This is a genomic window from Acinetobacter sp. 228, from assembly GCF_048147885.1.
The window spans coordinates 66,380-81,271 of sequence record NZ_JAYWYV010000010.1 but is presented as its reverse complement, the minus strand read 5'-3'; the positions used below and the strand labels follow the sequence as shown (position 1 = coordinate 81,271).

General features: G+C 44.6%; 13 protein-coding genes. 5 read left to right on the top strand and 8 right to left on the bottom strand.

Going from position 1 to position 14,892, the window contains the following annotated elements:
* Entirely contained in the window at positions 1 to 273 is a 273-nt protein-coding gene (gene minE / locus VXQ92_RS09535; protein ID WP_005096032.1) for a cell division topological specificity factor MinE, read from the top strand.
* Between the two features lie 310 nt (positions 274 to 583).
* Positions 584 to 871 (top strand): PA4642 family protein, encoded by a 288-nt coding sequence (locus tag VXQ92_RS09530; RefSeq protein WP_064095798.1) that lies wholly within the window; start codon positions 584 to 586, stop codon positions 869 to 871.
* 59 nt (positions 872 to 930) lie between these two features.
* Here VXQ92_RS09530 and VXQ92_RS09525 read toward each other — a convergent pair whose 3' ends face one another.
* The gene (locus tag VXQ92_RS09525) at positions 931 to 3,993 is read right to left on the bottom strand and encodes a DNA translocase FtsK (RefSeq protein ID WP_416681224.1); all 3,063 of its coding nucleotides are present in this window, start codon (positions 3,991 to 3,993) and stop codon (positions 931 to 933) included.
* Between the two features lie 249 nt (positions 3,994 to 4,242).
* Here VXQ92_RS09525 and trxB point away from each other — a divergent pair, with 249 nt between their 5' ends.
* From trxB to VXQ92_RS09510, 3 genes are all read left to right on the top strand, one after another.
* Complete coding sequence (gene trxB / locus VXQ92_RS09520; RefSeq protein WP_416681222.1) at positions 4,243 to 5,205, top strand: thioredoxin-disulfide reductase; 963 nt, start codon at positions 4,243 to 4,245, stop codon at positions 5,203 to 5,205.
* A gap of 82 nt (positions 5,206 to 5,287) precedes the next feature.
* Positions 5,288 to 6,019 carry a leucyl/phenylalanyl-tRNA--protein transferase gene (gene aat, locus VXQ92_RS09515; RefSeq protein WP_064095801.1) on the top strand — a complete coding sequence of 244 codons (732 nt, stop codon included), beginning with the start codon at positions 5,288 to 5,290 and terminating at the stop codon, positions 6,017 to 6,019.
* A gap of 21 nt (positions 6,020 to 6,040) precedes the next feature.
* The gene (locus VXQ92_RS09510; RefSeq protein WP_064101641.1) at positions 6,041 to 6,856 is read left to right on the top strand and encodes an arginyltransferase; all 816 of its coding nucleotides are present in this window, start codon (positions 6,041 to 6,043) and stop codon (positions 6,854 to 6,856) included.
* Positions 6,857 to 6,869: 13 nt separating this feature from the next.
* Here VXQ92_RS09510 and rimI read toward each other — a convergent pair whose 3' ends face one another.
* From rimI to VXQ92_RS09475, 7 genes are all read right to left on the bottom strand, one after another.
* On the bottom strand, positions 6,870 to 7,328 hold the full coding sequence (gene rimI, locus VXQ92_RS09505; protein ID WP_064101642.1) for a ribosomal protein S18-alanine N-acetyltransferase: 459 nt from the start codon (positions 7,326 to 7,328) through the stop codon (positions 6,870 to 6,872).
* Between the two features lie 105 nt (positions 7,329 to 7,433).
* Positions 7,434 to 8,315, bottom strand: a complete 882-nt coding sequence (locus VXQ92_RS09500; protein WP_416681221.1) for a metal-dependent hydrolase — start codon at positions 8,313 to 8,315, stop codon at positions 7,434 to 7,436.
* 221 nt (positions 8,316 to 8,536) lie between these two features.
* Positions 8,537 to 9,727 (bottom strand): elongation factor Tu, encoded by a 1,191-nt coding sequence (gene tuf, locus VXQ92_RS09495; RefSeq protein WP_416681220.1) that lies wholly within the window; start codon positions 9,725 to 9,727, stop codon positions 8,537 to 8,539.
* Between the two features lie 92 nt (positions 9,728 to 9,819).
* Positions 9,820 to 11,958, bottom strand: coding sequence for an elongation factor G (fusA, locus tag VXQ92_RS09490; protein ID WP_416681218.1), 2,139 nt, complete (start codon positions 11,956 to 11,958; stop codon positions 9,820 to 9,822).
* Positions 11,959 to 12,089: 131 nt separating this feature from the next.
* Positions 12,090 to 12,560, bottom strand: a complete 471-nt coding sequence (rpsG, locus tag VXQ92_RS09485) for a 30S ribosomal protein S7 (protein WP_064096978.1) — start codon at positions 12,558 to 12,560, stop codon at positions 12,090 to 12,092.
* 179 nt (positions 12,561 to 12,739) lie between these two features.
* Positions 12,740 to 13,114, bottom strand: coding sequence for a 30S ribosomal protein S12 (gene rpsL / locus VXQ92_RS09480; RefSeq protein WP_004783283.1), 375 nt, complete (start codon positions 13,112 to 13,114; stop codon positions 12,740 to 12,742).
* Positions 13,115 to 13,270: 156 nt separating this feature from the next.
* On the bottom strand, positions 13,271 to 14,755 hold the full coding sequence (locus tag VXQ92_RS09475; protein WP_416681217.1) for an EcsC family protein: 1,485 nt from the start codon (positions 14,753 to 14,755) through the stop codon (positions 13,271 to 13,273).
* Positions 14,756 to 14,892: the final 137 nt, after the last annotated feature.

Genomic DNA, 14,892 nt, shown 5'->3' with positions numbered 1-14,892 from the left:
ATGGCAGGATTCTGGAGTAAACTTTTTAGTGGCGAGGATAAACCATCAAGTGCACGGACTGCTAAAGACCGTTTGAAGGTCATCGTTGCATCCGAACAAGGCTTGGGTCGTCGTTTGAGCCAAGACAAAATTGACCAGATGAAGACTGAAATCATGCAGGTGGTCAATCGTTATGTCCGCGGTGTCGATGAGCAGCATATTCAAATGTCGGTACGTTCGGAAGCCAATATTGAAATGCTTGAAATGAATATCAATTTACCTGAAGAACGATAATCTGATTTTTGATTGGTCAAGCAAATTGATTCAAGGCAAAATATGAGCCTGAACAAAGCACTGCTTTGTTCAGGCTCAAGACGAGAAGCTTTGCTGCGAGTAAGCTAGATATACCAAGTATTATTTTACCCGGCCGCAAGGCGAGAAACTTGCTTCGAGTAGGCTGGTCATAAAGCTCTGCTTTACCCAGTCGCAAGACGAGTAACGAGACTTCGCCTAGACAACGTCGTTTTAAAGACATTGTCACTTGCGTACTCATATTTTGCCTTTTTTCATGCCGAAAAAACTACATTAGATCAAGGAAATTGCGATGGCATTATCTCAACCAGCAACTTTTAACGAAGAATGGTCAGATGAGCGTGTATTTGCCTACCTGAACCAGCTTCCTCCTGCAGGTGTTAATGCGGATTTTCATGTGCTGTATCATGCTTTCAAACATATGCGTCCATTCGATTATGAACGCCTGTTGACGAAATTTGTTGCTGATGGCCGCAATGTCAATGCAACCAATCCGGAAGGCCAACGCATTCATGACGTGATTGCCACCTACCCACGTCAAAGTGCCGAGTTTCTGGATGTCTTGGCAAAGTTTGCCTGAGTCAAAAATACATAAAAAAGCCTGCTTTCAAAGCAGGCTTTTTTATTGAAGCTAGACTACTAAACCAGAATCTCGCGTTTGCCATTAGCACCCATACCACTGACAATGCCGTTTTCTTCCATCTGGTCGATGATCCGTGCAGCACGGTTATAGCCCAGACTGAATTTACGTTGCAAGGATGAAGTAGAAGCCTTACGGGTTTCCAAAACAAAAGCAACACACTGGTCATACAGCGCATCGCGGTCTGATCCACCGTCGCCACCGTCTTCAAAACCACGGCTCGATGGCTCTTCATCAAATGGCGTCAGGATCTCGTCGACATAATTTGGTGAACCACGTTCACGCCATGCATCACAGATCCGGTTGACTTCGTCATCGGCAATAAAAGCGCCATGCACACGCTCAGGTTCGATTTTACCCGGACCCAAGAACAGCATGTCACCGTGACCGAGCAAGTCTTCTGCACCACCCGCATCCAGAATAGTACGCGAGTCGATCTTGGAGTTAACCCGCAATGCGACACGTGTTGGAATATTGGCTTTGATCAAACCGGTGATTACATCTACTGAGGGACGCTGGGTCGCAAGCAGCAAATGAATACCGGCCGCACGTGATTTTTGTGCCAGACGGGTAATCATTTCTTCGGCTTTTTTACCCACCTGCATGATCATATCCGCGAACTCATCCGCGACAATCACAATAGAAGGCAACGGCGTCAAACGCGGCGCACGCTCACCCACAACAGAATCGCTAGCTTTCCAGGTTGGATCGATCAGGTCTTCACCATTGGCAATCGCCTCTTCCACCTTGCGGTTATAGTCGCTCAGTTTACGGATTTTCAGGAAAGACATCAGCTTATAACGACGTTCCATCTCATTGACACACCAGTTCAATGCGCTGACCGCATCTTTCATATCGGTGACTACAGGCGTCAACAAATGTGGAATATCATTATAGTTTGCCAGTTCCAGCTGCTTTGGATCGATCAGAATGAGACGCAATTCATCTGGGGTATATTTCAGCAACATCGATAGAATCATCGAGTTGACCGCCACCGATTTACCGGAACCTGTGGTCCCTGCCACCAGCATATGCGGCGCTTTACCCAGATCAGCAATTACCGGATTACCGGAAATATCCTTACCCATTGCCATAGAGAGAATACTATTCGGATCAGTAAAGGCGGGAATGGTCAAAAGTTCGATTAAACGGACCATTTCACGGGTGCTGTTTGGTACTTCAATTCCGATATACGGCTTGCCTGGAATGACTTCAACCACACGCACCGATGCCATCGACATCGAACGTGCCAGATCACGCGAAATATTCGTCACTTTAGAGGCTTTTACCCCTGGCGCCAGATCCAGTTCAAAACGTGTCACGACTGGGCCTGGCTGTGCTTCTACCACCTTGGCTTTGACGTTGAATTCTTGCAACTTGATTTCAAGCAGCTCAGATAAACGTGCCAGCTGCTCTTCGGTAAAATTCACTTTTTTATTTGGATCGACTTCATCCAGTAAATCCAGACCTGGAAGCGGCGATAAATCTTTACGGCGCTCTGCCACCTGCATGGCACGTGACATCGGACGTCCTGATGCATCAGTTAAAGGCGCATCAAAATCAAACTCGTCTTCATCCTGTGGCTTGCCAGCAGTTTCATGCCAGGCTTCAATAAAATCTTCTTTGGACAATGCTTCCCGGACTGCAGCATTGCTGGCCGAAGTGGCAGATGTAGCCTGCTCTAAACCCTGATGCTGAATCGGGGCCTGTACAAAAGCAGAAGATTGCGCATAACTCGATGCACGTACCGGTTGCCTTGGTTCATCTTCCTCAATCAGCAAATCACCCAGGTCATCCAGATCGGCCTGTAATGCGCTATTTTTCACCCCATGTGCCGTTGCCATAGCAGCCATAGCCGGAGCAACATTTACCATATCTTCTACAATTCTTGAGGTCTTTTCAGCCGTTACCGGATTGAATGGGCTATGCACATCCGTCGCTGTCTTGCCCTGTGGAACCGCAGCCAGAAGCTCGTCAAAGATTTCATCATCATCCCAGTCCAGGCCTGTATGTGACGCAGATGTGGTTCTGGTTTGAGAAGGCGCCTGCGCTGAAACAGATTGTTCTGCAGCTAAAGGCGATACAGAAGAGTTAAGCTGTTCCTCTTCGGCTGCTTTGAGTAAGGCATCAATATCCTGTTTATGGCGCTGATCCTCAGTAGAATGTAAGGCACGCCATATCTGCCCTGTTGCTACCACACGATCAGACTGTGGTGGCTCTTGCTGTGCTTTTTTAAATGTTTCGACTGGCTCCTCAGCAACCTGCTGCACATTTTCAGGAATATCGTCATCGAACCGGGATTGCTGGGATTCTTTATCGGCAAAATCATCAAATAGACGTTCAGCCACCTGATCACGCACCACCGGATCTATTTCTACCAGTTGATGCTCAGGCGCAGGCGTGACTGCAACCGCTACTTTTTTCGTAGTATTGACTGGCTCTTTTTTCGCAACAGGTGCAGTACGGTCAAAATCAGACATGCCTTCAGGTACATTACGGTAGAACAGGTCTTGTAAATAAGCAGGCGTTGCTTTGAGGCTGCTCCAGGTCTTGTTCCACTTCACCCCAAACGCCAAGGTAAATAATACCACCCAAAGCACCAGTAGGAAGAATGCTGCACCATATACAGTCAGCAGTTGTTCCAGACTCTGACCTAATTCATAGCCAATAATACCGCCGGAAGAATTATCCAGCGTATCTGCAGGCACTTGCCAAAATAAAAACAGCAATGCTGAGGTGGTCAGTAACAGGAAGAATTGGGCAGCATAGCGAAATGGCCGGTTCAGGAAGCTGCGCGGCCACCAGACCTGAATTGCTTCCATAAACAGATAGACAGGAATCAGCAGACTTGCCCAACCGAGAAAGCCAAACAAAAGGTCTGCAATCCAGGCACCCGCAACCCCACTCGCATTCGAAACGGTTTGTGTATCACTGGAAATGTGCATCCATCCCGGATCAAATGGCGTATAGGTCACTGTTGCAAGAAACAGATAAATCCCAAATGAGACTAAAAATAATGTCATTATTAAGCGCTGTGCATAGGCACTCGACACCGCTGTCATATACTGTCCTGTAACCAATTCTTCATGAATATTCTTTTGCTTTAATACTTAAAAAAAGCGACGCAATAATCTATATATTATGCACCTGTTCTATAAAAAAAGATGCACTATTGTGCAAGCACAATGTTACTTATGCTATATAGCCCAAATCGATTTCAATGATCAATAATATCGACTTTAATCTCACACCACTGTTATACAGTTTCACGTATAATTCAATAAATTTCTAAATAAAAAAGGATACAGCTGATGAGCGCACGTCACTCACGACTGATTATTTTAGGTTCTGGCCCTGCAGGCTATAGTGCAGCAGTCTATGCAGCACGGGCAAACTTGAAACCTACCCTGATTGCAGGTTTGCAACTGGGCGGTCAGCTTACCACGACAACAGAAGTAGATAACTGGCCGGGTGATCCTGAAGGCCTAACCGGTCCAGCCCTGATGGAACGTATGCAGGCGCATGCAGAGCGCTTTGGCACCGAAATCGTATATGACCATATCAATGAAGTGGATCTTAGCCAGCGCCCGTTCGTGTTAAAAGGTGATATGGAAGAGTTTACTTGTGATGCCCTGATCATCTGTACAGGTGCCACTGCACAATACCTTGGCCTGGAATCTGAAGCTGCCTTTATGGGTCAAGGTGTCAGCGCTTGCGCGACCTGTGATGGTTTCTTCTATAAAAACCAGAAAGTGATGGTCGTAGGTGGTGGTAATACAGCTGTGGAGGAAGCGTTGTATTTATCTAATATTGCTTCTCACGTAACCCTGGTTCACCGCCGCGACTCATTACGTTCTGAAAAAATCTTGCAAGAGCATTTATTTGCTAAAGAAAAAGAAGGCAAGATCAGTATTATCTGGAATCATCAGGTCGATGAAGTCCTGGGCGATGCACAATCCGGCGTAACCTCAGTGCGTATTAAGTCAACCCTGGATGGCTCGACTCAAAATGTCGACGTGACCGGCATGTTTGTCGCAATTGGTCATAAGCCAAATAGCAGCATGTTTGAAGGCCAGTTAGAGCTTCGTGACGGTTATATCCAAGTGCAAAGCGGTACAGCAGGCAATGCAACACAAACTTCTGTACCAGGTGTATTTGCAGCTGGTGACATTGCTGACAGTATTTACCGTCAGGCCATTACTTCTGCAGGTTCAGGCTGTATGGCTGCGCTGGACGCAGATAAATATCTTGATGCGATGGGCAAACTGGACTAAGCAGCAACTATAAAAAGCCGTCCATCTTGGGCGGTTTTTTTATGTATGATAAAAATAGCCTATTTAAAGATCGGATTTTTGCATGCATCTCCTTCCTCCTTCACAGTATATATTTCCCAATCCGCTCGAGGTTGATCCTGAAGGTGAAGGCCTGATTTGTATTGGTGCAGACCTCTCCCCTTCCACACTTTTTGAAGCCTATACGCATGGTTTATTTCCATGGTTTTCAGAAGGTGATCCGATTTGCTGGTGGAGTCCGGAACCGCGTTGCATTATTCGCCCCGAAGATTACCATCCAAGCAAATCCCTGCTACGCAATATGAAAAAGCAGGATTATAAAATTACAGTCAACCATGCTTTTGAAAGGGTAATCCGTTGCTGCTCCCTGCCTCGTGCTTATGCTGAAGATACCTGGATCAGTGAAGATATCATCGCAGGCTATTGCGACATGTTTGAAGCAGGATACGGCTATAGCATTGAGGTCTGGGATGAAAATCGCATCGTAGGTGGACTTTATGGTGTGACCATCGGTCAGGGCTGTTTTGGTGAGTCCATGTTTAGTACACAAACTGATGTTTCTAAAATGGCTTTCTACACTTTAATGTTGATTGGGCAAGAAAATAAGCTGCCCTGGATTGACTGCCAACTGGTCAATGATCATCTGTTAAGTCTGGGTGCCTGTACACTTTCTCGCCAAGCCTATCTTAATTCGTTACAAGATATCGTAAAAAAGCCGGCGATTGATTGGAAAAAGTATCAGGAAGGTGTATTTTCAAGTAAAACAATAGCGCAAAACGCGCGATTAAGTGAATGAAAATAACAGAGGGTAGTTGTTATGAACTCTTATCAGCCCAAGGCCCTACTGAACGATTTACAGTATTATATTACGCCGCCGCATGATTGCAGCTATCTGCCCAATAAGTCGGCGCGCATGGTTTTTCTGGATCCTGCACATCGTATTGATGTGGTAACTTTATCCGAGCTGTCGCGTACCGGTTTCCGCCGCAGTGGTGATTTTGTCTATCGCCCTGAATGCCATCTTTGCCGTCAATGCCTGTCTTCGCGCGTACCTGTTACTGAATTTCGCATGAACAGTTCACAAAAAAAAGCCTGGAAACGTAATCAGGATCTGGTGATGAAAATTACCACTCCAGAGCAGGCGGGTGATTTACATTATGCATTGTATGAACGCTACATAAACGAACGTCACGCAGATGGCGACATGTTCCCTCCGACTCGCGATCAGTTTGAAAAATTTTTATTGCAAAGCTGTACTGATAGCTTCTTTCTGGAATTATGGCAGGATCAGCGTTTAATCAGCGTTTCCACCTGCGACCTGCTGGATGATGGCATTTCGGCCGTTTATACTTTCTTTGACCCAAATGAAAATCGCCGCTCACTGGGTGCATTTGCAATCTTGAAACAGATTGAACATGCACAAAAGCTTGGTTTGAAATTTGTTTATCTGGGCTACTGGGTTCCTCATTCAGCCAAGATGAACTACAAATCCCAATACCTGCCGCTTGAATTACTGATCGATGGACAATGGCGACGCTTAAATCATGCCTTGAGTGCCGCCGAGATTCAGCATTTGGGAAACTCATTAATGACAACCTTACCTAGCGGATGGAATCATCAGATTATTAAATAAGCGTCCGTCTCTCTTATTTAAACAGGCTGGCAAAATCATCCGTACATGCCTTGACCATAATGATGGCATGTTCACGACTGCCATTGGCATTTGGATAATAGTTCTTGCGCAGATCAATCTGATGAAAGCCTGATTTTTCATATAGCTTGATCGCAGCCTGATTACTCTCGCGTACTTCCAGGAAAATCTGCACCGGATTATTTTTCAGCATCGCCACTGAAGCCTCCAGCAACTGATAGCCCAGGCCTTGGCCCTGTTGTGCCGGATCAATCGCCATTAGCAATAAATTGGCTTCATCCAGCACCGGTTGTAAAATACAAAATCCGGCTACCTGCCCTTGCACTTCAATCACGGTACTTTGATAAGCAGTCACTGCATCCTGAAACTGCTTTAAGGTCCAAGGATGTGATTGGACCAATCTTTCAATTTTAACAACGGCCTCTACATCCGCTGCTTGCATCAAACGAATCATCTTCGTTCATCTTATATAGATTCAACCTCCGCATTATAGAAACTTCATAAAAAAAATCGAGTAAAAAAAAGAGCGATTCCAGTCGCTCTTCATTATTTAGCTTTATTAAATACCCAATTTTGTTTTCCAGCCCGCCAGCAGTTGATCTGTATCATGATCATTCGGATGGAATCCCGGTTTAAAATACATCAGCATTTCCTTAGCCATGCCGGTAATGATGCCTTTGGAAGGACTATAGGCATAGCTATAAATGGCCTTCAAGGATTCAAGATTGAACTGCTGATCCTGTTTGAGTAATCGTGCAAGGAAATAGCTTTGCACCACAAATAAGGTGGCCATTGCGATGACCAAGGAAGACGTACGCAGTGCATATGCTTTTAAGCCTTTGCCAAAAACCCCCTCAAAGACATCATAAGCGACTGCCTTATGTTCATTTTCTTCGACTGCATGCCATAGCCACATGGTTTTCATGGTCTCATCTGTCATCAGTTCCTGAATATGGCTATTGGTTAACAGCTGTGAAGCGATGGTTGCGGTAAAGTGTTCAAGTGCTGTTGTCGCGGTTAAATCTATCATTTCCTGGCTAATACCCACAGGTTTAGCCAACTTTGCCATGAACTTTCGCGTTGTTTGAATGACTTTATCGGTGTAATGATCAAGCGTATCGACATCATGACCATACCTTTGCGCAGAAGCATTAAAGCCGATATGCTCGTGAGTATGCATCGCTTCCTGACCAATGAAGGCGGAAATTTCTTTTTGTAAGGCTTCATTGTGGGCAATCGAAGGATGTTTACGCACCGCGCGGACTGAATCTATAAAAAACTTTTCACCTGCTGGAAACAGTGCAGATAATGCCGTCATAAAATGAGTAAGACCGGCTGAACCATTCATCCAGTATTCTGGTACAGCATCAAAATCGAAGTTCATGCGACGAACTGGAAAACTTGCACCCGCACGATTGGTAATATTTACTTTAGCGTTCATGTGACTACTCCCATCAAGCCCGTCCAGGCCTGAAAATGTAATATTCATATTCTTATCTGTATATTACGTGGGATTTTTTTTTACATAAGCGCTGTTTAGGTCAGGCCAATATCAGTTAAGGACAGCTTTAAATAAATTTGTCAGACAATTTATTTTTGGTTTTATAAAAATAAGAATTAAAAAAAGCGCCCCAAAGGAGCGCTTTTTTTTCAATCAAGTGATTATGCAGTTACTTTAGAAACTACACCAGCACCAACCGTACGGCCGCCTTCACGGATCGCAAAACGTAGACCTGGGTCCATTGCGATCGGGTGGATTAGCTCTACTGACATCTCAACGTTGTCACCAGGCATAACCATTTCCACGCCTTCTTTAAGCGAGATCGCACCAGTTACGTCCGTAGTACGGAAGTAGAACTGTGGACGGTAACCGTTAAGGAATGGAGTGTGACGACCACCTTCTTCTTTAGAAAGTACGTATACTTCCGCATCGAATTTAGTATGTGGCTTGATCGCACCTGGTTTAGTCAATACTTGACCACGTTGTACGTCTTCACGCTTAGTACCACGAAGAAGAACACCACAGTTCTCGCCCGCACGACCTTCGTCTAGAAGTTTACGGAACATTTCAACGCCAGTAACAGTCGTTGTTTGTGTATCACGGATACCAACGATTTCAACTGATTCACCTACTTTAACGATACCAGTCTCTACACGGCCAGTTACTACTGTACCACGACCAGAGATTGAGAATACATCTTCAATCGGCATAAGGAACGGAAGGTCAATTGCACGTTCTGGCTCTGGGATATAAGTATCAAGAGCTTCAACAAGCGCAACTACTGCTGGCTCGCCGTATTGGCTGTCATCACCGTTAAGTGCAAGAAGAGCAGAACCACGGATCACTGGAGTGTCATCACCCGGGAAGTCATAAGTAGAAAGAAGTTCACGAACTTCCATTTCAACCAGCTCAAGAAGCTCTTCGTCGTCTACAAGGTCGCATTTGTTCAAGAATACAACGATGTAAGGTACACCTACCTGACGAGAAAGCAGGATGTGTTCACGAGTTTGCGGCATTGGGCCATCAGTCGCAGCACATACAAGGATCGCGCCGTCCATCTGAGCAGCACCAGTAATCATGTTTTTAACATAATCGGCGTGGCCCGGGCAGTCTACGTGAGCGTAGTGACGAGTTGGAGAATCGTATTCTACGTGAGAAGTATTGATGGTAATACCACGTGCTTTTTCTTCTGGTGCAGAGTCAATTGCAGCGTAGTCTTTCGCTTCGCCACCGAATTTCTTCGCACATACAGTTGCAATCGCAGCTGTTAAAGTTGTTTTACCATGGTCAACGTGACCAATTGTGCCCACGTTAACGTGTGGCTTATTACGTTCGAACTTAGCCTTAGCCATGAGATCTTCCTTTTTGAACTGCTCATGCAGGATCACTGCATGAGCGCTTGGTTTTAACTATGAATTAGTTTGGGCTTATAGTAATCGAAAGATTACTCGTCGTCACCTTTTTTACCGCCAGACTGGAATTTAGAAATAATGCCTTCAGCCACGTTACGTGGAGTTTCAGCATATTTAGCAAATTCCATAGAGTAAGTCGCACGACCTTGAGACATAGAACGCATTTGAGTTGCGTAACCAAACATCTCAGCCAGTGGAACTTCAGCACGGATTGCTTTAGTACCACCAGGTAAATCGTCCATACCCTGAACCATACCACGACGACGGTTTAAGTCACCCATGATATCGCCCATGTAGTCTTCTGGAGTTTCTACTTCAACTTTCATGATTGGTTCAAGAAGGATAGGATCCGCTTTCATGAAACCATCACGGAAGGCATAAGAACCTGCCATTTTGAACGATAATTCGTCAGAGTCGACATCATGGTAAGAACCATCAAATAGTGTCGCTTTGATACCCACAACAGGGTAACCAGCCAATACACCATTCTTCATGCGTTCTTGAATACCTTTATCAACCGCACCGAAGAATTCTTTAGGTACAACACCACCTACAACTTCTTCAGCAAACTCGTAGTCTTTACCAGCTTCTTCAACGTCCATAGGTTCTAAACGAACATATACGTGACCGAATTTACCTTTACCACCAGTTTGACGTACGAATTTACCTTCTTGCTCAACAGTCTTTTTGATTGTTTCGCGGTAAGCAACCATTGGTTTACCAATGTTCGCTTCAACGTTAAATTCACGTTTCATACGGTCAACAAGGATATCAAGGTGAAGCTCACCCATACCCGCGATGATTGTTTGACCAGATTCTTCGTCAGTGCGTACACGGAACGATGGATCTTCTTTAGCCAAACGACCAAGTGCGATAGACATTTTCTCTTGGTCAGCTTTAGTCTTAGGCTCTACAGCTAAAGAAATTACTGGCTCAGGGAATTCCATACGCTCAAGAGTAATGATGTTTTTCTCATCACAAAGTGTATCACCAGTAGTTACGTCTTTAAGACCTACACATGCTGCGATATCACCCGCACGGATTTCTTCAACGTCTTGACGTTCGTTCGCGTGCATTTGCACGATACGGCCGATACGCTCACGTTTAGATTTCACCGGGTTATATACTGGGTCGCCTTGTTTAAGAACACCAGAATAAACACGTACGAAGGTTAAGTTACCTACGAATTTGTCGTTCATGATTTTGAACGCTAACGCAGAGAACGGTGCTTCGTCAGATGCTTCACGAGTCGCTTTAGTTTCAGCTTTGTCATCAAGGATACCCTCGATCGCTTTAACTTCAGTCGGTGATGGCAGGAAGTCAATCACAGCATCCAACATACGTTGAACACCTTTGTTCTTGAACGCCGAACCACAAAGCATTGGTTGAATTTCACAAGCCAAAGTTTGAGCACGAAGACCAGCAATGATTTGTTCTTTCGACAAGTCACCATTGTTTAAGTATTCGTCCATCAACTCTTCAGATGCTTCAGCCGCAGCCTCAACCATGTTAGTACGCCATTCATTAGCCGTATCAACAAGGTCAGCAGGGATGTCGCCATATTCGAACTTCATACCTTGAGATGCTTCATCCCAGATAATCGCTTTCATTTCAATTAGGTCAACAACACCCTGGAAGTTTTCTTCTGCACCAACTGGAATAACCACTGGTACAGGGTGTGCACCAAGACGTGTTTTCATTTGTTCAACAACACGGAAGAAGTTTGCACCAGTACGGTCCATCTTGTTCACGAATGCTAAACGAGGCACTTGGTATTTATTTGCTTGACGCCATACAGTTTCTGACTGAGGTTGAACACCACCTACAGCACAGTAAACCATACATGCACCATCAAGAACACGCATAGAACGTTCAACTTCGATTGTGAAGTCTACGTGTCCCGGGGTATCAATTACGTTGATACGGTGTTCTGGGAACTGTTTAGCCATACCAGACCAGAAACAAGTTGTAGCAGCTGAAGTGATTGTAATACCACGTTCTTGCTCTTGTTCCATCCAGTCCATTGTTGCTGCACCATCATGTACTTCACCAAGTTTGTGAGATACACCTGTGTAGAACAAAATACGTTCTGAAGTTGTGGTTTTACCAGCATCAATGTGAGCCGAGATACCAATGTTACGGTAACGAGAAATTGGGGTTTGACGAGCCATGATCTCTTGCATTCCTAAATTTTGTTGTTTAAAACAGGACGCTTTAAGCTGCTAGCAACTTAAAGCGTTTTGATGACAGTCTGGGTAAAACCCAAACCATCACTGTCCTGATAAGGGCCTGTTTTATTTGCTTAGAAACGGTAGTGAGAGAATGCTTTGTTGGCTTCAGCCATACGGTGCACATCTTCACGTTTTTTAACCGCTGCGCCTTTACCTTCAGATGCATCAAGCAACTCGCCAGCAAGACGTAAAGCCATAGTTTTTTCAGAACGCTTAGCAGCAGCATCTACTAACCAACGCATCGCTAGAGCAGTACGACGGGATGGGCGTACTTCCATAGGAACTTGGTATGTAGCACCACCAACACGGCGTGCTTTAACTTCGACCATAGGACGAACTTTTTCAAGCGTAGCTTCAAAGAATTCAACCGGGTCTACTTTAGATTTTTCTTGAACGCGGTCTAAAGCACCGTAAACGATACTTTCAGCAATAGATTTTTTACCATCTTGCATTACGTGGTTCATGAATTTAGCGATTGTTTGGCTGCTGAACTTAGGATCCGGAAGGATTTCACGAGCAGCGACTACGCGACGTCTTGGCATTTTAAAACTACCTATAAATATGACACTTCAGGTTTATCCAGCAGTAGCACAAAGTGTCATGTGCTTTCGCTGGCCTTACTACACGTCGCTTGAATTTCACAAAATTAAATGCAGAAATCAGACAAGCGAGACGATAAAGGATTACAGTTCTAGCGAACTAAGAATTTGATCTTGAAAGATTATTTCTTAGGACGTTTAGTACCGTATTTAGAACGAGCTTGGTTACGATCTTTAACACCAGCACAGTCTAAAGAACCACGAACGGTATGGTAACGTACACCTGGTAAATCTTTAACACGACCACCACGGATAAGAACAACACTGTGCTCTTGAAGGTTATGACCTTCACCACCGATGTAGCTAGAAACTTCGAAACCTGAAGTTAAGCGAACACGGCAAACTTTACGCATTGCTGAGTTAGGTTTTTTAGGTGTAGTTGTGTAAACACGTGTACAAACACCACGACGCTGTGGACAAGCCTTCAACGCAGGAACTTTAGATTTTTCAACTAAAGTCGTACGACCCTTGCGGATCAACTGATTTGTTGTTGCCATGTGGCAATTCTCCCGTTAATAAAAAGCCCCAAAAAACTACTACTTTTTGAGGGCATGCAATTGTAAGTCAAGATGCAAAATTGGTCAACCTAATCAAGTCAAGCAAATGCCGATTCTCACGACATTGCTTGCTTTTATAGCTTGATTAAAATCCGCTTATTTTTTCGAATTTTTTCCAGCTTTTTTTGTAACATTTTGGACTTCAGATTGAGGGTCTGATTTGTCCTGATTATCTGCCTCAAGCTCTGGAGTTTCTGCAGCAGATTCTGTCTCGGCAGCCGCATCTGGATGCAGTTCAGCTTCAATTTCCGGATTAAATGAAGTTTTAGTTAAAGCCGGTTGCTGTGACTGCTTGTCTGCGGCAGGTTCAACCAATTCATCGCTGAGCGCTTCCAGCCCTTCACTGACTTTTTCATCTTTCTTCACTTCAGCATCTTGAGCGCTTAAATCATTCTGTTCTTTTTTGACCAGTTTAACCTGACTGATTGTGCTATTACCCTCAAGTGGAATCTCTTTATCCATGATTGGCTTATCTTTTGGAGCTTCAACCGATGGAGAAGTACTTTCTAGCAGCTTGGGACTCGCCTGTTGCAACAAACTGACTGCTTTCTTATAGGCAGCATAAGGGGAAAGTTGTGAATCCTGGTGCTGAATCAGATATTGACGAGCATGGGAAAATGCTTCCTGAGCTTTCTGATTCACGTCCTCAACAAAGCGATGACTATATACAGCACCAATACCTGCACTTGCCAGAGGAGTCAGCCTGGCTAACTGCTCCAGTATCGAACTTTTCGGCAGATGATTCAGCCATTGCCATTTCGTTTCTCCCTCATGACGACTGAGCCATTGCTTGATAACACTGATATCGTTACCAGAACCTAGCATCGCCTGTAACTGGGAAATATCATGGCTTTTAAGGGTATTGCTTAACGCTTTTAAACCCAACAACAAAGTTTGCTTTTCTGCAATCAGACCGAGGTCGATCTGTTTAAAAATATGCTGGACGATTTCCTGGTCTTCTTCTTTACTCAAGTCAAAACCATAAGAACGGCCAACTTGATAGATGGTACGTAATGCCATAAGTAAAGAAGCCGGAATATCGATCGCAGTACCAATCACCCCTGAAGCACCACTGACCGCCCCCTGCACTGTTGCAATCCATTTATTTTGCTCACCCAAAGCTTGAGAAATCCGTTTGGAACGATCAACATCCTGAGTGAGTTCCTCTAAATCTTTCACTCCAGCCTCATCGAGAATGGCATCGACCGAACTGGTTTGATTACTGAATTGATTGAGACGCTCATAAAAATAATTCGATACTTTTTCGGTCAGGTCTGGCGCCACAAAGTGCGCAACATTATTTACGGTATTAAAACGGTTCCCGAGAAGTTGACGGGATACATTGGGAAGATGCTCACGGAGCATTTGCTGAGGATTGTCATATTTTTTTGAGGAAAAAACACTTTTCACCTTCGCTGAACCGTCAATCACCTGATCAGAGCCTGAAGGCTTCAGTGCTTTAGTCACTGAATCCGGCGCCACATGATTCAATAAATCCAATCCGGTTGAACTGAACTTTTTCGCCACTCCAAAGGCATTCGAAATCAGACCATTAGATTGTTTATTATTAGCATTTACCATTTTTTACCTCAGCATTCATGTGCTTGTATTTGGTATAAATACTAGGTGTAGTCAGCGTTTATCTCAACTTTATTCTGTTTCATTTAGTAAAACCCGTACACGCCGACTCACAAACTCAACCGACTGTCACACGGCAT